At 72.5% G+C, this 21,837-nt stretch carries 19 protein-coding genes and 2 pseudogenes; 6 read left to right on the plus strand and 15 right to left on the minus strand.

The window, feature by feature from the left end:
- Positions 1–9 precede the first annotated feature (9 nt).
- Positions 10–1,296 (minus strand): adenylosuccinate synthase, encoded by a 1,287-nt coding sequence (locus ACEXOX_RS23595; RefSeq protein ID WP_406523064.1) that lies wholly within the window; start codon positions 1,294–1,296, stop codon positions 10–12.
- Positions 1,297–1,531: 235 nt separating this feature from the next.
- Between ACEXOX_RS23595 and ACEXOX_RS23600 the strand changes: the two genes are divergently transcribed.
- Positions 1,532–2,521, plus strand: a complete 990-nt coding sequence (locus ACEXOX_RS23600) for a hypothetical protein (protein WP_406523065.1) — start codon at positions 1,532–1,534, stop codon at positions 2,519–2,521.
- Positions 2,522–2,545: 24 nt separating this feature from the next.
- On the opposite strand, the gene ACEXOX_RS23605 is transcribed toward ACEXOX_RS23600, so the two are convergent.
- On the minus strand, positions 2,546–3,112 hold the full coding sequence (locus tag ACEXOX_RS23605) for a GbsR/MarR family transcriptional regulator (protein WP_406523066.1): 567 nt from the start codon (positions 3,110–3,112) through the stop codon (positions 2,546–2,548).
- 105 nt (positions 3,113–3,217) lie between these two features.
- Here ACEXOX_RS23605 and ACEXOX_RS23610 point away from each other — a divergent pair, with 105 nt between their 5' ends.
- The 4 genes from ACEXOX_RS23610 (at position 3,218) to ACEXOX_RS23625 (ending at position 7,285) form a co-directional block, all read left to right on the plus strand.
- A complete protein-coding gene (locus ACEXOX_RS23610; protein WP_406523068.1) occupies positions 3,218–4,189 on the plus strand; it encodes an ATP-binding cassette domain-containing protein in 972 nt (323 codons plus the stop codon).
- Positions 4,186–5,826, plus strand: a complete 1,641-nt coding sequence (locus ACEXOX_RS23615; protein WP_406523070.1) for an ABC transporter permease — start codon at positions 4,186–4,188, stop codon at positions 5,824–5,826. Before ACEXOX_RS23610 ends, ACEXOX_RS23615 begins: the two co-directional genes overlap by 4 nt.
- 457 nt (positions 5,827–6,283) lie before the next feature.
- Positions 6,284–6,949 (plus strand): DUF6082 family protein, encoded by a 666-nt coding sequence (locus ACEXOX_RS23620; protein WP_030023216.1) that lies wholly within the window; start codon positions 6,284–6,286, stop codon positions 6,947–6,949.
- A gap of 90 nt (positions 6,950–7,039) precedes the next feature.
- Positions 7,040–7,285, plus strand: coding sequence for a hypothetical protein (locus ACEXOX_RS23625; protein WP_030023215.1), 246 nt, complete (start codon positions 7,040–7,042; stop codon positions 7,283–7,285).
- Positions 7,286–7,309: 24 nt separating this feature from the next.
- Here ACEXOX_RS23625 and ACEXOX_RS23630 read toward each other — a convergent pair whose 3' ends face one another.
- The 13 genes and pseudogenes from ACEXOX_RS23630 to ACEXOX_RS23690 all read right to left on the minus strand — a co-directional run bounded on the left by ACEXOX_RS23630 (position 7,310) and on the right by ACEXOX_RS23690 (position 20,343).
- Entirely contained in the window at positions 7,310–7,954 is a 645-nt protein-coding gene (locus ACEXOX_RS23630; RefSeq protein ID WP_406526443.1) for a response regulator, read from the minus strand.
- Positions 7,955–7,962: 8 nt separating this feature from the next.
- Positions 7,963–9,321, minus strand: coding sequence for a sensor histidine kinase (locus tag ACEXOX_RS23635; RefSeq protein WP_406523072.1), 1,359 nt, complete (start codon positions 9,319–9,321; stop codon positions 7,963–7,965).
- A gap of 67 nt (positions 9,322–9,388) precedes the next feature.
- On the minus strand, positions 9,389–10,153 hold the full coding sequence (locus ACEXOX_RS23640; RefSeq protein WP_406523074.1) for an alpha/beta hydrolase family protein: 765 nt from the start codon (positions 10,151–10,153) through the stop codon (positions 9,389–9,391).
- On the minus strand, positions 10,150–11,334 hold the full coding sequence (gene kynU / locus ACEXOX_RS23645) for a kynureninase (RefSeq protein ID WP_406523076.1): 1,185 nt from the start codon (positions 11,332–11,334) through the stop codon (positions 10,150–10,152). The genes ACEXOX_RS23640 and kynU overlap by 4 nt, the downstream gene beginning before the upstream one ends.
- Positions 11,327–12,175, minus strand: a complete 849-nt coding sequence (locus ACEXOX_RS23650; protein ID WP_406523078.1) for a tryptophan 2,3-dioxygenase family protein — start codon at positions 12,173–12,175, stop codon at positions 11,327–11,329. Before ACEXOX_RS23650 ends, kynU begins: the two co-directional genes overlap by 8 nt.
- A 225-nt stretch (positions 12,176–12,400) precedes the next feature.
- Positions 12,401–12,814 carry a DUF3151 domain-containing protein gene (locus ACEXOX_RS23655; protein WP_406523079.1) on the minus strand — a complete coding sequence of 138 codons (414 nt, stop codon included), beginning with the start codon at positions 12,812–12,814 and terminating at the stop codon, positions 12,401–12,403.
- Positions 12,815–13,544: 730 nt separating this feature from the next.
- The gene (gene fbaA / locus ACEXOX_RS23660) at positions 13,545–14,567 is read right to left on the minus strand and encodes a class II fructose-bisphosphate aldolase (RefSeq protein WP_030025011.1); all 1,023 of its coding nucleotides are present in this window, start codon (positions 14,565–14,567) and stop codon (positions 13,545–13,547) included.
- Positions 14,568–14,771: 204 nt separating this feature from the next.
- Positions 14,772–15,314, minus strand: a complete 543-nt coding sequence (gene pyrE, locus ACEXOX_RS23665) for an orotate phosphoribosyltransferase (protein WP_125055444.1) — start codon at positions 15,312–15,314, stop codon at positions 14,772–14,774.
- Between the two features lie 56 nt (positions 15,315–15,370).
- Complete coding sequence (locus tag ACEXOX_RS23670; RefSeq protein ID WP_406523080.1) at positions 15,371–16,210, minus strand: aldose 1-epimerase; 840 nt, start codon at positions 16,208–16,210, stop codon at positions 15,371–15,373.
- Between the two features lie 59 nt (positions 16,211–16,269).
- Positions 16,270–17,044 (minus strand): annotated as a pseudogene (locus ACEXOX_RS23675) (SRPBCC domain-containing protein).
- A 160-nt stretch (positions 17,045–17,204) separates the two neighbouring features.
- Positions 17,205–19,039 (minus strand): annotated as a pseudogene (locus ACEXOX_RS23680) (spermidine synthase).
- A gap of 140 nt (positions 19,040–19,179) precedes the next feature.
- The gene (locus ACEXOX_RS23685) at positions 19,180–19,698 is read right to left on the minus strand and encodes a DUF2617 family protein (RefSeq protein ID WP_406523082.1); all 519 of its coding nucleotides are present in this window, start codon (positions 19,696–19,698) and stop codon (positions 19,180–19,182) included.
- Positions 19,699–20,076: 378 nt separating this feature from the next.
- Positions 20,077–20,343: a hypothetical protein gene (locus ACEXOX_RS23690; protein ID WP_406523084.1), complete on the minus strand. Its 267-nt coding sequence runs from the start codon at positions 20,341–20,343 to the stop codon at positions 20,077–20,079.
- 275 nt (positions 20,344–20,618) lie between these two features.
- On the opposite strand from ACEXOX_RS23690, the gene ACEXOX_RS23695 reads away from it, so the two are divergent.
- Positions 20,619–21,797, plus strand: a complete 1,179-nt coding sequence (locus ACEXOX_RS23695; protein WP_406523085.1) for a pyridoxal phosphate-dependent aminotransferase — start codon at positions 20,619–20,621, stop codon at positions 21,795–21,797.
- Positions 21,798–21,837: the final 40 nt, after the last annotated feature.

Here is a 21,837-nt window from a genome sequence, read left to right on the forward strand (position 1 = left end):
ACACGGATTTCAGTCCAGGAACGAGTTGATCTGGATCGTCTCGTCCCGGCCCGGGCCCACACCGATCGCGGAGATCGGCGCGCCGGACATCTCCTCCAGCGCCTTGACGTACGCCTGCGCGTTCTTCGGCAGCTCGGCGAAGGTCTTGGCCTTGGTGATGTCCTCGGACCAGCCCGGCAGCGTCTCGTAGACCGGCTTCGCGTGGTGGAAGTCGGTCTGCGAGTAGGGCAGCTCCTCGACGCGCTTGCCGTCGATCTCGTACGCGACGCAGACCGGGATCTGCTCCCAGCCGGTGAGCACGTCCAGCTTGGTCAGGAAGAAGTCGGTCAGGCCGTTGACGCGGGTCGCGTACCGGGCGATGACCGCGTCGAACCAGCCGCAGCGCCGGTCCCGGCCGGTGGTCACACCGCGCTCGCCGCCGATGGTGCGCAGCGCCTCGCCGTCCGCGTCGAACAGCTCGGTCGGGAACGGGCCCGCGCCGACCCGGGTCGTGTAGGCCTTGAGGATGCCGATGACCCGGCTGATCTTCGTGGGGCCGACCCCCGCGCCGGTGCAGGCGCCGCCCGCGGTCGGGTTGGAGGAGGTCACGAACGGGTAGGTCCCGTGGTCCACGTCGAGCAGCGTGCCCTGGCCGCCCTCGAAGAGGACGACCTTGCCGTCGTCGATCGCGTTGTTCAGCAGGAGGGTGGTGTCGGCCACGTAACCCTTGATCTGGTCCGCGTAGCTGAGCATCTCCTCGACGACCTGCTCGGCGACCACCGCGCGGTGGTTGTAGAGCTTGGCCAGCACCTGGTTCTTGAAGTCGAGGGCCGCCTCGACCTTCTGGTGCAGGATCGACTCGTCGAAGAGGTCCTGCACGCGGATGCCGGTGCGGTTGATCTTGTCGGCGTAGGTCGGGCCGATGCCGCGGCCCGTCGTGCCGATCTTCCGCTTGCCGAGGAAACGTTCCGTGACCTTGTCGACCGTGATGTTGTACGGCGTGATCAGGTGCGCGTTACCGCTGATCAGCAGCTTGGACGTGTCGACGCCGCGCTCGTTGAGTCCGCTCAGCTCGGAGAGCAGGACCGCCGGGTCGACGACGACACCGTTGCCGATGACCGGGGTGCACCCCGGCGAGAGGATTCCGGAAGGGAGAAGGTGCAGCGCGTATTTCTGGTCGCCTACGACAACCGTGTGACCGGCGTTGTTGCCGCCCTGGTAACGCACCACATAGTCGACGGACCCACCGAGCAGATCGGTGGCCTTTCCCTTGCCCTCATCACCCCACTGAGCACCGAGCAGCACAAGTGCGGGCACAGGCGTACACCCCTTCCGGGCGGGGCATGTCCAACGTGCGTGAGGCCGTATGCGTGCAGGTGTACGCGTACGACATCGCTGAAGCCGTCGAACCGGTGCCCCGGAATAGACGAAGCCCCTGGCGCAATAGCGCAAGGGGCTCTTGCACCGAGATGCTACCTGAGGAAGGACCGAGGTGTCGGCGCAGCCTTCTGGGCACTCTCTCCCGGACGGGGTCCGGGGGCACCCCCTGCTCGTGGTCATCGACCCGGCCGCCCGCAGTACGGACGGGGAATCCGTACGGATCGCCAAGGACGTCCTGTGCGCGGGCGCGGCCGCGAAACTCTGCTTCCCCGACGGCCCCGAGGAGTACGCGCGGGCGCTCGCCCGCCGCGGCCATCGCCGCCCCGTGGTGATCGGCGACGACCGCGCGCTGCTGCGTGCCGTGGCGCTGCTGCACAAGGAGCGCGATCTGGCGGGGGTGGCGCTGGCGGTGGTGCCGGTGGGCGCGCCGGGGGCGGTGGCGCTGGCGCGCGCGCTGGGTGTGCCGACGGACACCGTCGCCGCCGCCCGGGCGGTCCTGGACGGTACGGAACACAGCCTGCACCTGCTCACGGACGACAGCGACGGCATCGTGCTGGGCGGCCTGGACATCCCGTCCGGTACGGAGCCGGAGCCGACCGGCAGGCGGAGCCGGCGGCGGTGGGAAGGGCTCGGCGGACGTCCGGGGCGGTGTCTGCCGGACCGGCGCGACGGCACGGAAGCGGTGCCTCTGCCGGGCCCGCGCGCGGCGGCGTGGTGGGACCGGCTCGTCCACGCGGCCCGCAGGGCCCGTACGGCGCTGTCGCGGCCGACCGCACCGCCCGGCCCTTCGGCCCCGTCCGGCACCTCGGTCTCGCCCGGTCTCCCGGGCCTGCCGGGCCCCTCGGCCCCGCCCGGCGGGCGGCGTTCCGGTACGGCGGGCCACCGGCTGCGGGTCGAGGCGGACGGCGTGGTGCTGGCCGACCTGGACCGGCCGGTGCGGTGGGTCTCGGTGACGCCCGGTGACGGCGACGGCACCGGGCTGGCCGAGGTCGTGGTGCACTGGCAGGAGGCCGAGCCGCCGGTACGGGCCCGCGCGCGGGCGGTGACCGTCTCGGGCGCGGACTTCCGCTACCGGGCGGACGTGGTCGTCGGCGGCCCGGTCCGGACCCGTACATGGACGGTGCATCCGGACGCGTGGCGGCTGACGCTGCCGCACGACTGACGCGGCGGCGCCGCGCGGCCGGCCTCAGCTTCCGTTTCGGCTTCCGCTTTCGTTTCCGCTGTGGCTTCCGCTTCCGCTTCCGCCGCGCAGCTCCTTGTCCCGGTACTCGCGCCAGCGCTCCAGCATCCTGGTCAGCTCGCCCTGCATGAAGTCGAAGAAGGCCACGGTCTCGGCGACCCTGGCACCGGCCGGGGTGTCCGGCCCGAGCGATTTCGCGCCCTCCCGCAGGACGTCCTCCCAGCGCGTCAGCACGTTGTCGCGGTTGCCCAGCGTTTCGTACCAGAGATCGTTCAGGAGCCGGTAGCGGTCCCGGCGGGTGCCCGGCTCGCGCTCCCGGCGGACCATGTTGACCTGCACCAGGTAGCGGATCGCGCCGGAGACGGCGGCGGGGCTGATCTGTAGCTGTTCGGAGAGTTCGGCGGAGGTGAGGGCGCCGGAGTCGGAGGAGAGCAGCGCCGCGAAGACCCGGGAGGCCATCCGCTGCATGCCCGCCTCGGTCAGCTCCGAGGCGAAGCGCTCCACGAACCGGGAGACCGCCTCCTCGTCGCGCCCGGTGTCCCCGGTCCGTCCCTGCTCTGCCTGCTCGCTCACCCTCTGATCCTCTCCCGTGCTCCCCCGGCCGGACGCTCCACCACCGTCGACTTTATATGGTTTCTTAACTTCACAAATTTGTGAAAGAAGCGTACGTTCAAAAACATGACGAAGGCAATCTCGGTGTCCGGCCTCCGCAAGACCTTCGGCCGGACCCACGCGTTGGACGGCCTCGACCTCGACGTCGAGACCGGTGAGGTGCACGGTTTCCTCGGCCCCAACGGGGCGGGCAAGTCCACCACCATCCGCGTCCTGCTCGGACTGCTGCGCGCCGACGGGGGTGGCGCGCAGCTGATGGGCCGGGACCCGTGGCGCGACGCCGTCTCCCTGCACCGCCGGATCGCGTACGTCCCCGGCGACGTCACGCTCTGGCGCAATCTCTCCGGTGGCGAGGTCATCGACCTCTACGGGCGGCTGCGCGGCGGCCTCGACGCGGCCCGCCGCGCCGGCCTCCTGGAGCGCTTCGAGCTGGACCCCACCAAGAAGGGCCGCACGTACTCCAAGGGCAACCGCCAGAAGGTCGCCCTGGTCGCCGCCTTCGCCTCCGACGTGGACCTGCTCATCCTGGACGAGCCGACCTCCGGGCTGGACCCGCTGATGGAGGAGGTCTTCCAGGACTGCGTCGAGGAGGAACGCGACCGCGGCCGTACGGTGCTGCTCTCCAGCCACGTACTGTCCGAGGTGGAGGCGCTGTGCGACCGCGTCAGCATCATCCGCAACGGCCGTACCGTCGAGTCCGGCTCCCTCGCCGACCTGCGCCACCTGACCCGTACGAGCGTGACCGCCGAACTGGCCGGCGCCCCGAACGGGCTCTCCGGCCTCCCCGGTGTGCACGACCTGGACGTCCAGGGCCACCGGGTCCGGCTCCAGGTGGACACCGACAAGCTGGACGCGGTGCTGCGCTCGCTCAGCGCGTCCGGGGTGCGCAGTCTGACCAGCACGCCGCCGACGCTGGAGGAGCTGTTCCTGCGCCACTACCAGGACGGCGGCCACGCCGCCCAGGGCGCGGCCGCCACCGCCGCCGCTGCCTCCGCTTCCGCTTCCGCTTCCGCTTCCGAGAAGGCGACGCTGCGATGACCGCCGTGACGCTCCCCGCCACCGCCCGTACCGGCGGCTCCCGCGACCTGGCCGGCACCGGCACCCTGCTGCGCCTGGCACTGCGCCGCGACCGGCTGATGATCCCGGCCTGGGTGCTGGTGCTCGGACTGACCGTCGTCAGCATGGGCAGCACCCTGGAAAAGCTCTACGACACCGCCGCCAAGCGCGCGGAGGTGGCGGCGTCGATGACCGGCAACGGCTCGCTGCGCGCCCTCTACGGACCGGTGTTCAGCGACTCCCTGGGCGGCCTGACGGCCTGGCGCATCGGCGGGGTCGCCGCCCTGCTGGCCGGCGTGATGAGCCTGCTGACCGTCGTACGCCACACCCGCGAGGAGGAGGAGACGGGCCGCCAGGAACTCCTCTCCGCCGCCATGGTCGGCCGGCGCGCCCCGCTCACCGCGGCCCTGCTCGCCGCGCTCGTCGCCGACGCCGCGCTCGCCCTGCTCATCACCGCCGGGCTGGCCGCCTCCGGACACCCGGCGGCCGGGGCACTGGCCCTCGGCCTCGCCGTCGGCGGCACCGGGCTGGTCTTCGCCGGGGTGGCGGCGATCACCGCGCAGCTCACCGAGAGCGCGCGGGCCGCCAAGGGCCTGGCCGGTGCCGTACTGGGCGCGGCATTCGTCCTGCGGGCCGCGGGCGACGCCGCGACCGAGGACGCCTCCTCCCCGCTCACCTGGGCCTCCCCCGCCGGTTGGGCCGAGAACCTGCGCGCGTTCGCCGGCGAGCGCTGGTGGGTGCTGCTGCTCTTCCTCGCCGCCACGGTCGGCACGGCCGCCGCCGCGTACTCCCTCACCGCCCGCCGCGACCTCGGCATGAGCTTCCTGCCCGCCCGCCCGGGACCGGCCCGCGCGCCCGCCTCTCTGAGCGGCCCCACCGGACTGGCCTGGCGCCTGCAACGGACCACCCTGTTCGGCTGGTCGGCCGGTTTCCTCCTCGCCGGTGCCGTCTTCGGCGGCATCACCGACGGCGCGTCCGACCTGGTCGGCGACAACGAGCGGACCCGCGAGATCTTCGAGCGGATGGGCGGGCACCAGGGCCTGACCGACGCGTTCGTCTCGGCGCTGACCGGGATGCTCGGCATGGTCGCGGCCCTCTACGCGGCGGGTGCGGTGCTCCGGCTGCGCGGCGAGGAGACCGGTGACCGCGCCGAACCGGTCCTGGCCGGCGCCGTGGGGCGCCTGCGCTGGGCGGCCGGACACCTGGCCGTCGCCTTCCTCGGGGCGGCTCTCATCCTCCTCCTGGGCGGCCTGGGCCTCGGCCTCACGTACGGCCTGACCGTCGGCGACGTCGGTGGCCGACTCGGCCCGGCGGTGGGCGCGGCACTGGCCCAGACGCCCGCGGTCTGGGCCCTCACCGGCCTGGCGGTGCTGCTCGTCGGCGCCCTGCCCAAGGCGGCCGCCGCGACCTGGGCCGTGGTCGGCGGCTGCCTCGGCATCGGCTGGGTGGGCCCGGCGGCCCAGCTCCCCCAGTGGGCGATGAACCTCTCGCCCTTCAGCCACCTGCCGAAGCTGCCGGGCGGCGAGGCCACCGCGGCGCCGTTCCTGTGGCTGCTCGCCCTGACAGCGGTGTTCGTGGCGGCGGGCCTGACCGCGCTGCGCCGCCGCGACATCGGCTGAGAGCCTGGCCGCGGGGACCGCCCCGCGACCTGCGGCGCCGGAGCCGTGGCGGGCTCCGGTGCCGTACTTCCCCGTATGCCGCCGGTGCGTCATACGGCGGGAGCGATGTCCGTCCGGGGGCGTACGCCGGGCCGACGTACGCACTCCCCGCCCGCTCCAACTGGTAGAGACCTCCTGCCGTCACCGCTGCTCCACGAGCGTCCCGGAACGACCAGTGGAGCAGGAGTGGGGCATTCCGCGCCGGTGTGCCGCGAGCCACACGGCGGGGCGCGGTTGTCCGCGTTTCCGGCTGGGCACAACTCCCGCTGGCGGCGATGACGGCGCGGAATGGGCCGGCACGCCGCACTATTACGCCTGGGGGCGGGCGGCGGAGGTGTCCGTGAACGGAATGGGACCACACAGGGCGATATGGGTGGTGCGGAATCTGGGGGTCGTCCTGACGGCCGGAGCAGCCTGTGTGCTGTTCAGCCTGATCATGACGATGGTGCCCGGACTGCGTACTCCGGGCAGTGGGAATGCGGGCCAGGCCTATGGCGCCGCGGCTTCTTCCACTGCCGTACTGGTGCTGTTCTACATGGCGAGGACGCTGCGTCTGCAACGGGACGAGACTTCGCTGCAACGTGAGGAACTGGAACTTCAGCGCGCGGAAATGCGTCTGCAACGAGCCGAACTGGAACTGCAGCGGGACGAGATGCGCCGGTCGGCGAGGGAGCTGCACCGCAGCGCCGAGGCCGACCTGCGGCACCTGCACATGGACCTGCTCAAGATGAGCATCGGCGACCCCGAACTGGCCGAGGTCTGGCCCGCGTTCGCCCCGGAACTGTCGCCCAAGGAGAACCGGCAGTATCTGTACGCCAATCTGATCTACTGTCACTCCATGCTCGCGCACAAGCTGGAGATGACCGACGACCGCGAGGCGCTGGGTCATCTGCGCTACATCGTCCGGACCCCGGCCTTCCGCGGGTACTGGGAATCGGCGCGCTCCATGCGCGCCGAAATGGACCCGGCTTCCCACGAACACCGCTTCGCCGCTCTCGTCGACGAGGCACTGACCCAGTCGAACGCACAGGCACCGCATTCCCCGAACCTGCGTTTGATCGAAGGTCAACACACCGAGCCGTAAAGCGCTCACAGGTGTATCGACCTGCGCCGAAAAGGGACATTTACGCAATTCGGCTCGCGCCGCCGCGTACCGCCGGGGTATTCCGGCCCGATGACGACACTCGACATCTCACGACGGCTGGGCGCCACCCCTCAGGAGCGCGGCAGCATGGGCAACGGCAGTTGCCCCGACCTCTTCGAACTGAGCGACGGCCGCTTCGCCGTCATCGGGACCGACATGACCGCCGACCTGGACGGAAAGCTGCCCGACGACGCGAGCCGCGCCGACTACGAGAAAATCGTGGTGATCACCCGCGACACCCTGCTGCGGGCCAAGTCCGACATCGCACGACTGTGACCCGCCGGCCCGGCCCGCCGCGCCTCACCCGCCCGGCGTGACCAGCCGGGCCTCGTACGCGAAGACCGCCGCCTGGGTACGGTCGCGCAGTCCCAGCTTCACCAGGATCCGGCTGACGTGCGTCTTGACCGTCGACTCGGCCACGACCAGATGCTCGGCGATCTCACCGTTGGACAGCCCCTGGGCCACCAGCACCAGGACCTCGGTCTCCCGCTCGGTGAGGTCGCCGACGCGTTCCTGGGTGGGCGCCCGCGGCGTGTCGAGCTTGGAGAACTCCGAGATCAGCCGCTTGGTGACGGCCGGCGCGAGCAGCGCCTCGCCGTTCGCCACGATCCGTACGCCCTCCGCGAGCTGGCCCGCCGAGGCGTCCTTGAGCAGGAAGCCGCTCGCCCCGGACCGCAGCGCCTGGTAGACGTACTCGTCGAGGTCGAAGGTGGTCAGCACCAGCACCTTGGCGTCCGCGTCGGCGGCGACGATCTCGCGGGTCGCCTCCAGCCCGTTCATCTCCGGCATCCGGATGTCCATCAGCACCACGTCGGGCCGCAGCTCGGCGACCTTGGCCACCGCCTGCCGACCGTCCACGGCCTCGCCGACGACCTCGATGTCCGGCATCGCGCCCAGCAGCACCGAGAAGCCCTCACGGACCATCACCTGGTCGTCCACGATCATTACCCGGATCACGCCGTCTTCCCCTCCGCCGCGCTCTGCGCCGCCGACACCGGGATGAAGGCCGCGACCTCGAACCCGCCCTCTTCGGTGTGGTCCGCCGTCATCTCCCCGCCCAGCATCTGCACCCGTTCCCGCATTCCCAGGACGCCGTGCCCGGCCCCCGGTGACGGTTTGGCCAGGCGGCTCGCCTTGCCGTTGACGATACGCAGTCCCAGCCCGCCGAGCACGTACGAGATCTCCACCCGCGCCTCCGCGCCCGGCGCGTGCCGCAGGGCGTTGCTCAGCGCCTCCTGGACGATGCGGTACGCGGACAGCTCGACGCCCTGCGGCAGCGGCCGCGGCGAGCCGGTGATCACGGCCTCGACCTCCAGTCCCGCGCCGCGCACGCTCGCCAGCAGCGAGTCGAGGCTGGCCAGGGTCGGCTGCGGCGCCTCGGGGTCGGCGTCGGCGAAGGCGTCCGGGTCCTCGGACCGGACGACGCCGAGGATGCGGCGCAGTTCGGTCAGTGCCGCCACCGCGTTCTCCCGGATGGTCGAGAAGGAGGTGGCCAGCTCGGGCGGGGTGTCCTTGACGCGGTACGGGGCGGCCTCGGCCTGGATGGCGATGACCGACATGTGGTGCGCGACCACGTCGTGCAGCTCACGGGCGATCAGGGCGCGCTCCTCCAGCAGGGTGCGCCGCGAGCGCTCCTCGGCGGTGGCGGTCTGCGTCTCGACCACGTTCCGCCGCTCCTCGCGCCAGGCGCGGATGGCGGCGGCGGGGGTCAGTACGAGCACCGCCAGCACCGCGAACGGTGCCATGTGCGAGATCGTCCGGGGCACGAGCAGCACCAGCACCCCGGCCGCGGCCATGGTGACCAGCCACATCTCGGCGGCCAGCCGGGGCCGGGTACGGAGCACGACCAGGACCATCACCGCGGTGTGGGTCATGAGGCCGATCTCGTACCCGGAGGAACCCGTTCCGGTGACGGCGTAAGCCAGCATCGCGAAGCCGACCGCCCCGCCCGACAGCCAGAACGCGCCGACCGGCCGGAAGAGGGTCAGCACGACCGGCGCGGCGAGCAGGAAGGCGAAGACCGTCGTGATGAGGAAGCTCAGCGCGCTGTCGCGGGCCATCACGCTGGTGGTCCCGAGGAACACCATGACCGCGGCGGCCGTGAGCACGACGTGCGGAGCCCAGCGCACATGGCGGCGCAGCCGCTGGGGGACCCACGACCACCCGGACAGGCCGGCGTCGTCCAGGGGCAGCATCGGGCGGAAGGCGAAGGCGTCCACGACCAGGTCCTGGCGCAGCCGGTTCAGCGCGCCGCGGACGAGTCGGGCTTCCGAGCGCAGGTCGTCGCGCTGCGTGTGGGTCGTCTGGTTCACGCTTACCACGGTAAGCAGCGCGCGGCCCCCGGTCGTCCCCTCCTGAGCGGATCTGGAGCCGTCCTCCTCAAGTACTACGCAGGGTGTCGAGGAGGACGCGGAAGGCGGCGGTACCGGGGGTGACGGGCGCGTAGTGGCCGGTTCCGGCCAGCTCCCGCAGCAGCGGCGCGGTGCCTCCGGCAGCCTCGGCGGCCCGTACGTAGCGGCGGGAGAGCCTGACCGGCACGTCGGTGTCGGCGGTGCCGTGCAGGATCGTCACGGGGACCGTGTCCGGCAGCCGCCGTATCGGGTCCGCCGCGGCGAGCCGGTCCGCCCAACCGGGCCCGGCGCCCAGGAACCCGGCCACGGCGCCGTCGCTCAGCCCCAGCTCGTGGGCGTGCGCGAGGTCGGCGACGGGTGCCACGGCGATGACCCGCCGCGGCGCGTCCGTGGTGCCGCGGCGCGAGCGCCCTGCCGCGAGGAGCAGTGCGAGGTGCCCGCCCGCGGAGTGGCCCACGGCCACCACGGGCCGCTCCAGCGCGGCCATCGCGGCCACCACGTCCTTGTACGTGGCCGGCCAGCCCCCGCCCGCGCCCGAGCGGCGGTATTCGGCCAGCGCGACCGGCAGTCCGTGCCGGGCCAGCTCCGCGGCGAGCGGCGACAGATGCGTACGGTCGTACGCCGCGCGCCAGAAGCCGCCGTGCAACAGCAGCACCACCGGCCCCACGTTCCGTTGCCCGTACAGGTCGATCACCTGGTCCGGGTGCGGTCCGTACACCAGCGTCGCGTCGGGCGCCACGGGCGCGAGACCGAGCAGGGCCGCCTCCTCGTCCGCGGCGCCCGGACCGCTCACCCCACGACCTCGCCCAGCACCCGCGCGGCCCGCGCCACGTCCGCGAAGGACGTGTAGAGCGGCGTGAGGCCGAAGCGCAGCACGTCCGGGTGGCGGAAGTCGCCGACCACCCCGCGCCGGATCAGCTCCGTCATCACCTTGCCCGCGTCCGCGCAGGCCAGCGCGATCTGGCTGCCCCGCTGCGGGTGCTCGCGCGGGGTGACGCAGCGCACCCGGCCCTCGGGTACGTGCGCGTCCACGCACTCCAGGAAGAAGTCGCCGAGCGCGAGGCTCTTGGCCCGTACGGCCTCGACGGACACGCCGTCCCAGACGTCCAGGGCCGCTTCCAGGGCGAGCATGGACAGGATGTCGGGCGTGCCGACGCGGCCGCGGACGATGCCGTCGGCCGGAGCGTAAGCGGGGTCCATGCCGAAGGGCACGGCGTGCGAGTTCCAGCCGGGCAGCGGCGAGTCGAAGCGGGCCTGGAGCTCTTCGCGCACATACAAGTACGCGGGCGCGCCCGGTCCGCCGTTCAGGTACTTGTACGTGCAGCCCACCGCGAGATCGACGCCGTGGGTGTCCAGCCGGACCGGCAGCGCGCCCGCGCTGTGGCACAGGTCCCAGACCGCCAGGGCCCCGGCCTCGTGCAGGGCGGCGGTGATGCCGGGCAGGTCGTTGAGCCGGCCGGTGCGGTAGTCGACGTGGTTGACCAGCGCGAGCGCGGTCCGGGGCCCGGCCTCGCCGGGGATCCGCGCGGCCGGCAGGGCCCGCAGGGTGCAGCCCGTCATGCGCGCCGCGGACTCCGCGATGTAGCCGTCGGTCGGGAAGGACGCCTCGTCGGCGAGGATCTCGTCGCGGCCCGCGCCCGCCATCCGTACCGCGCCGACCACCGCTTTGAACACGTTGACGCTGGTCGAGTCGCCCGCCACGACCTGCCCCGGCGCGGCGCCGAGCAGCGGGGCGATCCGGTCGCCGACGCGCTCCGGCGCGGTCCACCAGCCCGACTCCTCCCAGGAGCGGATGCGTAGCTCGCCCCACTCCCGGGTGATGACGTCGGCGACGCGGCCGGGTACGTGGCCGGGCAGCGCGCCCAGCGAGTTCCCGTCCAGATACACGGTGTCGTCCAGGACGAACCTCTCCCTGGTCGGGCGGAGTTCGTCCCGCTCGTCCAGCGCTGCGGCGCGCTCCGCCGGATCAGACATGGCTACGCGCCGTCCACAGCTCCGGAAAAACGTTCTTGCTCGCCCGCTTCTCCAGCCATGCCACGCCCGCCGAACCACCGGTCCCCATCTTGGCTCCCATCGCCCGCCGCGTCGCCACCAAATGATCGTTCCGCCAGCGCCACACCAGCTCCGCGACGTCCGTCAGCGCCTCACCGAGCCGCACCAGCTCACCGTCGCGCGGCCCCGCGTACACCTCGGCCCACACCGCCTCGACCCGCGCGTCCGGCTCGTAGCGCGCCGTGACCTCACGCTCCAGCACCTCACGGGGTATCCCGTACCCCCGGCGCGCCAGCAGCCGCAGCACCTCGTCCCACAGGCTCGGCTCCTGCAACGCCTTCTCCAGCTCCGCGTACTCACGCGGCGAGCCCCGGTGCGGCACCAGCATCGACGCCGACTTCTCACCCAGCAGGAACTCCATCCGCCGGTACATCGCCGACTGGAACCCCGAGCCCTCCCCCAGCGCTCCCCGGAACGCGTTGAACTGCGCGGGCGTCAGCCGCGCCAACGGCTTCCACGCCGCGTTGAGCGCCTCCAGCTGCCGCGACGAGCGCTCCAACGCCTCCATCGCCACCGGCAGCTCGTCGCGGCGCAACGCCTGCGCCGCGGTGTGCCACTCGTGGACGACGACCGTGAACCACAGCTCCATCACCTGGGTCGTCACCAGGAAAGCCATCTCGCCCGGATCGTCGGACAGCGGATGCTGGAGGTGGGTGAGCACGTCCGCGTGGACGTATTCCTCGTACGGCGTCGTCCCCGCACTGCCGATGCTCAGGTCGGGCCGCCGGACCTCGGCGGGCTGCGGGGCGGACTGCTGCGACATGAGGAACTCCTCGATGCTGCTGGCTTCCGGGTAGCGGTCCGCTCCCTCCCGTCGGCAAACGGAGCCCCGGTCCCCTCAGGCACGGAATCTTCCGGCCCACTGGCATCATCCGTGCTCCACGAAGGGCGCGCAAGAGGCCGCCCACGGCGTGCGAAGGGCCGGCCGCGCAAGCGCGGCCGGCCCGGATTCCACCCCGGCGGTCAGCCGGAAACGCAGCTCAGCGCCCTACGAAAGGGTGTCGGCCGCGGTCGGCGACGAGTCCCGCAGGAACGTCGAGCACCGCTCGTACTCCTCCTGCTCGCCGATCGCCTGCGCGGCACGGGCGAGAGCGTGCAGGGCCCGCAGGAACCCGCGGTTCGGCTCATGCTCGAACGGCACCGGGCCGTGCCCCTTCCAGCCGGCCCGGCGCAGCGCGTCCAGGCCGCGGTGGTAACCCGTACGGGCGTACGCGTACGACTCGACCGTACGGCCCGCCTGGAACGCGTCGTCTGCGAGCTGCGCCCAGGCCAGCGAGGAGGTCGGATACTTCGCCGCGACGTCCGTCGGCGCGGCACCGGAGGCGAGGAGCTCGCGGGGTTCGGGGTCGTCGGGGAGTTCGGTGGGGGGCGGGCCCCCGAGAAGATTCTGATGAATGTCCATGCTCCCATCTTCCCGGAGGGGCCGGTCGGTTACGTACCTCAGGGGGTGGGGGTGGATCGGCGGTTCTCCCCGGGGTGGGGGGCGTTTCGCGCTTCGCGCGGGGTTTGTGTGTTGACGTTTGGCTCGCATTGCTTGCGGTGTGGGGCGGGGGCGCGCAGGGGGCCAACTCCTCGGCACCGTGCACGTCCAAGTTAGGAACATTGGGGACGCAGATACCCGGCTGCCTGCGGGGATGGCCCCCTACACGCCCCCTCCGGCCGGATTGGCGAGGCTGGGTCGGTGGGGGGATTTTTCGATCACCCTGGTGCCCGCACTCCTGGGGGAGAGGCGCACGAGGTGGAGGCGGTAAAGCGGGCCGCTGTACGGCGGTGAGCCGCGCGCGCCGGGCCGGCGGGCGCGGCGGGCGGCAGAGCCGCGCTGCACGGCACCCGGCTTGTGAATGTGCCCAGCCCGATCGCTTCCGATAGTCGCCGGACGGCCAGGGCTCGGGGACACGTAGGGGGCTCCCCGCAGGCAGCCGGGTATCTGCGTTCCCTTATGTTCCTGACTTGGTCGTGCACGGTGCCGAGGAGTGACCCCTGCGGGGCCCCGAGCCCCCACCCACCGGACCCATCGCGCAAGACGCGAGCACCCACCCACGGGGCCTATCGCGCAAGGCGCGCACTCACCAGGCGCACGAAGGCCCCGGGCCGCCTGGGGGGGCGGGCTCGGGGCCTTGGAACCCGGAGGGTTACTTGATCTTGGTGCCGGTGGAGCGGAGGTTGGCGCAGGCCTCGGTGATGCGCTTGGCCATGCCGGCCTCGGCGAGCTTGCCCCAGCTGCGCGGGTCGTAGGTCTTCTTGTTGCCGACGTCGCCGTCGACCTTCAGGACGCCGTCGTAGTTGCGGAACATGTGGTCCGCGATCGGACGCGTGAACGCGTACTGCGTGTCCGTGTCCAGGTTCATCTTCACGACGCCGTTCTCCAGTGCCGTGGCGATCTCCTCGGCCGTGGAGCCGGAGCCGCCGTGGAAGACGAAGTCGAAGGGGGACTGCTTGCCGTACTTGGCGCCCACGCCCTCCTGGAGGTCCTTCAGGAGCTCGGGGCGGAGCACGACGTTGCCCGGCTTGTAGACGCCGTGCACGTTGCCGAACGAGGCGGCGAGCAGGTAGCGGCCCTTCTCGCCCAGGCCCAGCGCCTCAGCGGTCCGCAGCGCGTCGTCGACGGTGGTGTACAGCTCGTCGTTGATCTCGTGGGTGACGCCGTCCTCCTCGCCACCGGTCGGGGTGATCTCGACCTCAAGGATGATCTTCGCGGCGGCGGCCTGGGCCAGCAGCTCCTGGGCCACGGACAGGTTGTCGGCCAGGGTCTCGGCCGAGCCGTCCCACATGTGGGACTGGAACAGGGGGTTCTGGCCCTTGGCCACCCGCTGCTCGGAGACGGCCAGCAGCGGACGGACGTAGCCGTCCAGCTTGTCCTTGGGGCAGTGGTCGGTGTGCAGCGCGACATTGATGTCGTACTTCTCGGCGACGATGTGCGCGAACTCCGCCAGCGCGACGGCGCCGGTCACCATGTCCTTGTTGTGCTGGCCGCCCAGGAACTCCGCACCACCGGTGGAAATCTGGACGATGCCGTCGCTCTCGGCCTCGGCGAAACCACGCAGCGCTGCGTGCAGAGTCTGCGTCGAGGTCACGTTGATGGCCGGGTAGGCGAACTTGCCTGCCTTCGCCCGGTCCAGCATTTCGTTGTAGACCTCGGGAGTTGCGATGGGCATCTGTCCGCTCCTTGTGATGTGCGGGTGTGCGTTCTTGGCCCTGACCAGGGGGCGACGACATCGCCGTAGCTCATCTTCCCAGACTCGGCGGTTTGCTCCACATCCCGTACACGCCACCGGCACACAAAGGGGTGGCCGGTTTCACGTGAAACCAACCACCCGTTTGCGATAAGCGCTGGTCAGGGCCGAGGAACCGGCCAAGGCTCAGGCGAGGCCGAGGTCCCCGAGCCGGTAGCCGGTGATGTACGGCAGGCCCGCGTCGGCGATGGCCGACTCCGCCCCGCGGTCCACGATCGTGGCGACCGCGACCACCTCCGCCCCCGCCTCGCGCGCCGCCTCGACGGCGGTCAGCGGCGAGCCGCCGGTGGTGGAGGTGTCCTCGACGACCAGGACCCGGCGGCCCTTGATGTCCGGGCCCTCGATCCGCCGCTGCATCCCGTGGGTCTTCTGCGCCTTGCGGACGACGAACGCGTCCAGCCGGCGGCCGCGCGCCGCGGCGGCGTGCAGCATCGAGGCCGCGACCGGGTCGGCACCGAGCGTGAGCCCGCCGACCGCGTCGTAGTCCAGGTCGGCGGTGATGTCCAGCATCAGCTGCCCGACGAGGGGCGCGGCCGCTCCGTCGAGGGTGATCCGGCGCAGGTCGATGTAGTAATCGGCCTCCTTGCCGGAGGAGAGCGTCACCTTGCCGTGCACCACGGCCTTGTCCTTGATCTGCTGCAGCAGATCGCCGCGTACGTCGTCAGTCATGCGCACGAGCTTAGAGCGTGTGCCGGGGCCCGGCCGGACGCCGGTCGGCGGGTGGGTCAGGACAGGGTGCGCCAGGTCCAGGTGGTCGAGATCTCCAGCGGGTCGATGGGCGTGACCAGGCGCGGCAGCGTGTTGAGGCCGTTGGGCGGGCCGGACTGCGGCTCCACACAGACCGCCGCTTCCTGCTCGTCGTAGACCACCACCCACTCGGCGCGGCTGGTGACCTTCAGCTCCAGCCGGCCCGGCCAGGTGAGGGTGACGTCCACGCCGTCCGGCATGCCGAAGCAGTCGTCCCAGGGGCCGGGCTCCGGGTCGATACGCCGCCCGGTGGGCAGGTGGTCGTCGCCCCGCTCCTCCTGCCACGCGGCGGTGAAGTCGATCCGTACGTCCTCGCCGGCCCCGTCCAGGCTGCGCAGGAACCACGGGTGCCAGCCGGCCTGGGCGGGGAAGGAGTCGGCGCTCGCCTCGACGCCCATGGTCAGGGTGAGCGAGCCGCCGTCCTCGGCCAGCTCGACCAGCTGGGTGACACGGCCCGGGTACGGCCAGGGGGCGGCGTCCGGGTCGAGCAGCTCGTAGGTGAAGGCGGCGCTGGTGGCGTCCGTGCGGGCCGTCGTCCAGGCGACGTTGCGTCCGGTGCCGTGGATCGCGTGCGGCGGGGAGTTGACCGGCATCTGGTGCACTTCGCCGCCGTTGCGGAAGCGCCCGTTCTCGATGCGGCCGCACCACGGCACCATCGGGAAGGAGCCGTACTTGGCGCCCTGCCGCAGCAGCTCCGTACCGCCGATGCGCAGGCTCGCGAGCCGGCAGCCGTTGGCCGGGTCCACGGTCAGTTCGGTGTCGCCGGCGGCCAGCCGTACCTGTCCCTGCGCGATGTCTCGCGTGTCGTTGTCGCTCACGGTCCGACCCTAACGGGGACATCGGGAGCCGACGCGGTGCGGAGGGCGCGCGCCGCTGCTCAGCGGCGACGGCGCAGTACCCGGCCCACCACGACGGCCGACGCCAGGGCGAGGGCCGCGGCCGGTGCCGCCCAGCGCAGGGTGGCGGAGGTGGTCGCCGACTGGGGGCGGGGACCGGCGCGTACCGGCCGCGCGGCGGTGCGTGGTCGACCTCCTCGGCGCTGCGCCCGATCATCGTGCGGCGGGCGTGCGCGGCCTCGGCGGGCGGTGTGCCGTCCTGGTCGTCGGCTTCCGTGAGCGGGTCGAGCGACGGCGGCGGGACCTCGGTGTCGAAGAGGGCCGCGGTGGCGGGGGCGTGGCCGGGGCGCCGCTGTCCTGGGTGTCCGGCGGGTTGTCGGTGAGGTCGGCCGCGAGGTTGGCGGCGAAGCGGTCCAGGACGCGGCGTCCGGCGGACTCGGCCGCCTGGTCGGTGGCTTCCGCGAGGCGGCCGGTGCTGGTGACCGTACCGGCGCAGCTCAGGACCGTGGTGGCGGAGTCGTCGGGCCCGGCGGCGAGCCGCACGGTGAGGGACAGCTCGGCGGAGCCGTCTCCGCGCGACTCCATGCCGCTCGCCTCGACCAGGACCGTGTCGGCGCCGCGCAGGGTGACGGTGAGGGTGCCGCGGTAGGTGATGGTGGAACTCCCGATGCGCAGCCGCAGCCGCCCGCCGAGGGTGCCGGGGTCCGCGTCGGCGTCGAGTTGGCATCCGGGGATGCAGCGCGCCACGCGCTCCGGCTCGGCCAGCGCCTGCCGCACGGTCTCGACGGGAAACGGAACGTACACCTCGTGCTCCATGGCATGGGAGCCTACCCAGCCCTCCCGGCACTCGTGCCCGGTCCGGCACCTTTTTCTCCCCTGGCCGAACGGGGGCGAGGGGAGCGGATCGCCGCGCCGGGTGTCGGGCCGGTGGATCACCGGTGGGCCGGGCGCGAGGCCCGGGGGCGGCCGGGCCGGGTCAGTCCAGGTGCCGTGGATGCATCAGCGTTGACGGCGGGAGGCCGGGGACGCGGGTGGGGGCGAGGGAGCGGGCGGCGGCCTGGAGGGCGGCGGGCGTCAGGGAGCGCAGGGCGGGGGTGGCCGGGGAGAGGGTCAGGCGGGGGGTGCGGTGGGCCGCGAGGAGGAAACCCCAGCCGCAGGCGGAGCGGTGGCCGGCGAGATGGCCGGTGGACTGGCCGGCGGGGTGGTTGGTGGGCCGGTCCGTGGGCCGGCCGGTGGACTGGTCCGTTCCGCAGGAGCGTTCCGCCGCGTCGGCGCGGGACGGGGTCCGGGGCACGGTCCGGCCGGGGAGGCGGTACGGGACGGTGCTCAGGCCCGCGGCCCGTACGGTCGCGTCGACCGTCCAGAACGTCCGGGGCCGGGACGCGGGCTCGCCGGCGTGCACCGCCAGCCGGCCGCCCCTGGCCAGCGCGCGGGAGACGAGGCCGTAGAACTCCTGCGAGTAGAGCTTGGTGCTGGCCGTGCTTCCCGGGTCGGGCAGGTCGGCGATCACGACGTCGTACGGGCCGCCGTTCCGGGCCGCCGCGCCGCCCCGCCGCAGCCACTCGAACACGTCGCCCGCGACCACGCGCACCCGCGGGTCGTCCAGCGCGTGCCCGTTGAGCGCGGACAGGCCCGGGTCCGTACGGGCCAGGCGGGCCAGGTCCGGATCGAGTTCGACGACGGTCACGGCCGTGACGCCGGGGTAGCGCAGGACCTCGCGGGCGGCGAGGCCGTCGCCGCCGCCGAGCACCAGGACCCGGCGGTGCGGTCCGCCCGCCATGGCCGGGTGCACCAGCCCTTCGTGGTACGGGTGATCGTCGTCCGCGCCGGCCCGTAGGCGGCCGTCCAGGTAGAGCCCGAGCGGCCCGCCGGGTCCGGCACCGTTCCCGCCCGGACCCGGTACGGGACCGGCCGCCCCGCCCCGGCCGGCCCGGCCCAGGTGTCCGTCCGCGGCCCCGGTCCGGCCCGTGGCGGCCGGTCCCGTACCGCCCGTGATCACGATCTCCTGGATGCCGGTACGGACCGCGACCCGTGCCGCCGACCCGTACACCGCGTCCCGCGCGGCCCGTTCGAAGGGGGCGACCAGTGCCGCCCCGGCGGCGAGCAGGGCCAGGACCAGTACGTTCGCGGCGATCAGGGCCCAGCGGGCCCGTACGGACAGATCGCTGCGGAAGAGCCAGAGCACCAGCCCGCCGCCGGCCACCGCGTTGACCGAACCGGTGACCAAAGCGCCGGAGACCTGGCCCAGCCCGGGCAGCAGCAGGAAGGGGAAGGCGAGGCCGCCGACCAGGGCGCCCACGTAGTCGGCCGCGAACAGGTCCGCCACGGCGCCCCCGCGTCCTGGCGGCGGACCCGCTGGATGAGCGTCATCAGCAGCGGCACCTCGGCGCCGATGAGCATGCCCATGGCCAGCGAGAAGGCGACCAGGACGGAGCGGGACTGGCCGAACCAGGCGTAGCAGGCGTAGAGCGCCATCGCGGAGAAGCCGCCGACGAGTGCGAGGACCGCCTCCAGCGCGCCGAAGCCGACGGCCGCCCGGCAGCGCAGCCGTTTGGCGAGCAGCGATCCGATGCCCATCGCGAAGACCATGACGGACAGCACGACGGATGCCTGGGTGACCGAGTCGCCGGTCAGGTAGGAGGCGAGGGCGACCAGTTCGAGTTCGTAGACCAGGCCGCAGGCGGCGCAGACGAAGACGGTGGCCAGGACGAGCAGCCGGCCGAGGCCGGCGGGGACGGGCAGCCACGCCGGACTCCCCGCCTCGGGCGGCTCGGGGAAACCGCGGTGGACTGGACCAGGCGGGTCGATCATGTCGGGCAACGCTACGTGACGCGATGATGTCCCTATGTCACCCACACGAGCGTAGTGAGCTTCCCACACGGGCGACTTGGAGCGCGGCGGACGCCCGGACCGCCCCGCGAGCCGGTAAAAGCACCCGCGGGAAACGCCGCTCAGATGGCCGCCGCCACCCGGACCCCGACCCGGGTGCGCGTCGCGACCAGCCGCCCCTCCTGCGGATAGGCGTGCCAGGTGCGCCAGCGCACCTGGCCCTCCTCGCGCTGGGCCAGCATCGCGGTGAACGCGTGCGGCGAGCCCGGGAACGTTCCGGCAAGGCCGAGGGGGTGTTCGGCGACCAGGGCGAGCAGCTCCTGGGCGCGCCCGGCGAACGAGCCCTGGGAGAGCGTCTCGACGTGGGCCGCGAATTCGTACTCCCAGTCGCCGATGCGTTTCGCCACGCCCAGCGGGAGCGGGGTGCTGCTGCCGGGTATGCAGGCGACGGTCTCGGAGCAGGTGCCGCGTTCCTCCTCCAGGAGGACTTGGTGCGAGGCACCGAGCAGTCTCAACTGCACGCGGGCGTCCGCGAGTCGCAGGTCGAGCACGGCGAGGGCCGGCAGCGGCTCCCTGCCGAGCGCCCAGGCCAGGTCGGATGCGCGGGTATCGGTGTAGGGCGTTTTCAGGGTCGTGAGCATGGGTCGGCTCCGCAAGCACGCAGTGGATGGTGGGCCGGCCTGCCCCGGAGACGGGATCAGGATTACGACTGTCTGCCGGCTCGTGCCCACGTGGGGTCCGAGAAGTGGGATTCTCTAGGGAGAGGGAATCATGAAACGAGCGGGGCCCACAGCGTTTTTACCCATCTTCGCCGGGTTTCCATCCCTCAGAGGGCCACTCAGTTCAGTTGTTCAACAACCCACTCCCCAGCGGGCGTTGACCCTGCTGGGCGCATATGCGGACCGGCATGGGCCCCCTGCATGTGTACGGGGCAGCAACTCCTCGGTGACTGCCCCGGTAACCGTCTGCGACCGCGCTGCGAAAGCTGCCGCCGACGCCTCGACGGTGGCCGCCGCCCCTCAGGAACTGCCCCCGCCGCAGCCGCCGCCACCCCCGCAGGACGACGAGTGGTGCCCACCACCACCGCCGCACGACATCGACCCGCCGCAGGACTGCCCGTGGTGATGCCCGCCGCCCACGCCCGGGTCGCCGGCCACCCACCAGCCGGTGCCGTCCCGTCCGCGCTTGCCGAGGCTGCGGCGGCCGCCGCCGTCGCGGCTCTGCGCCGCCGTGGCCACCAGGGCCGCGACCACCACACAGATCACGAGGAAGACCACAAAACCCATCGTTGCCCCACACTCCTTTCCGTCCCCCGAAGCGAGGCACCTGCTCCGTCCGCCGCCGTGTCCCCCGGCCCGGCCGAAGCGCCGTCGTACGTGTCGTACGTGTCGTTCGTGTCCTTCGATCCCTCTCCGGTCCGCGCTGATCCACTCCGGTTCCGGCGTCCTCTTTCGGGCCGTCCGGTCCCGCACCGTGCTGTCGGTGCGGGGCTCATGCCCGGGCCGCCCGGGCCGCAAAGCACAGTTGAGGAAGTCCAGAGGTTCGGCGGAGGATGGCGGGCATGTCACGACCGCTGCTCAACCGCCGCCTCGCCGAGTTCGGTACGACGATCTTCGCCGAGATGTCCGCCCTCGCCCTGCGCACCGGATCGATCAACCTGGGGCAGGGCTTCCCCGACACCGACGGCCCGGAGGAGGTCAGGGAGGCGGCGGTCCGCGCACTGCGCGACGGTCGCGGCAACCAATACCCGCCCGGCCCCGGCGTCCCCGAACTGCGGACCGCCGTCGCCGCGCACCAGCACCGCTTCTACGGCCACCTCGGCGTCGCGTACGACCCCGACACCGAGGTCCTGGTCACCGCCGGCGCCACCGAGGCCATCGCCGCCTCGCTGCTCGCCCTCCTGGAGCCCGGTGACGAGGTGATCGCGCTGGAGCCGTACTACGACTCCTACGCCGCGTGCATCGCGATGGCGGGCGGCACCCGCGTCCCGGTGACGCTGCGCCCGTCCGCCGAGGACGGCACGTACGGCCTCGACCTGGACGAGCTGCGGGACGCCGTCACCGACCGCACCCGCCTCATCCTCCTCAACACCCCCCACAACCCCACCGGAACCGTCCTCGACCGCGCCGAACTGACCGAGATCGCCCGCCTCGCCTGCGAACGCGACCTCCTCGTGATCACCGACGAGGTGTACGAGCACCTCGTCTTCGAGGGCGAGCACCTCCCGCTGGCGTCCTTCCCCGGCATGCGCGAGCGCACCGTCACCATCGGCTCGGCCGGCAAGACCTTCTCCTTCACCGGCTGGAAGGTCGGCTGGGTCACCGCGAGCCCGGAGCTGGTCGGCGCCGTCCGCTCCGCCAAGCAGTTCCTCACGTACGTCTCCGCCGGCCCTTTCCAGTACGCGGTCGCCGAGGCACTGGCCCTGCCCGACAGCTACTACACCGGCCTGCGCGACGACCTGCGGGCCAAGCGCGACCTCCTGGCCGACGGCCTCGCCGCCGCCGGATTCCGCGTCTTCCGCCCCTCCGGCACGTACTTCGTCACCACCGACATCCGCCCCCTCGGCGAGGAGGACGGCTTCGCCTTCTGCCGCGCCCTCCCGGAACGCGCCGGCGTCGTGGCCATCCCCAACGCCGTCTTCTACGACCACCAGGACCAGGGCGCCCCGTATGTCCGTTTCGCCTTCTGCAAGCAGGAGGCAGTCCTCCAGAAAGCGGTCGACCGCCTCCGCGCCCTCTGACCGGCCCCCGGGCCGGCGCGTTCCGACCGGGCAGCGCCCC

Origin of the sequence: Streptomyces sp. Ac-502 (genome assembly GCF_045222935.1) — a bacterium.
GTDB classification, from domain to species: Bacteria; Actinomycetota; Actinomycetes; order Streptomycetales; family Streptomycetaceae; genus Streptomyces; species Streptomyces monomycini.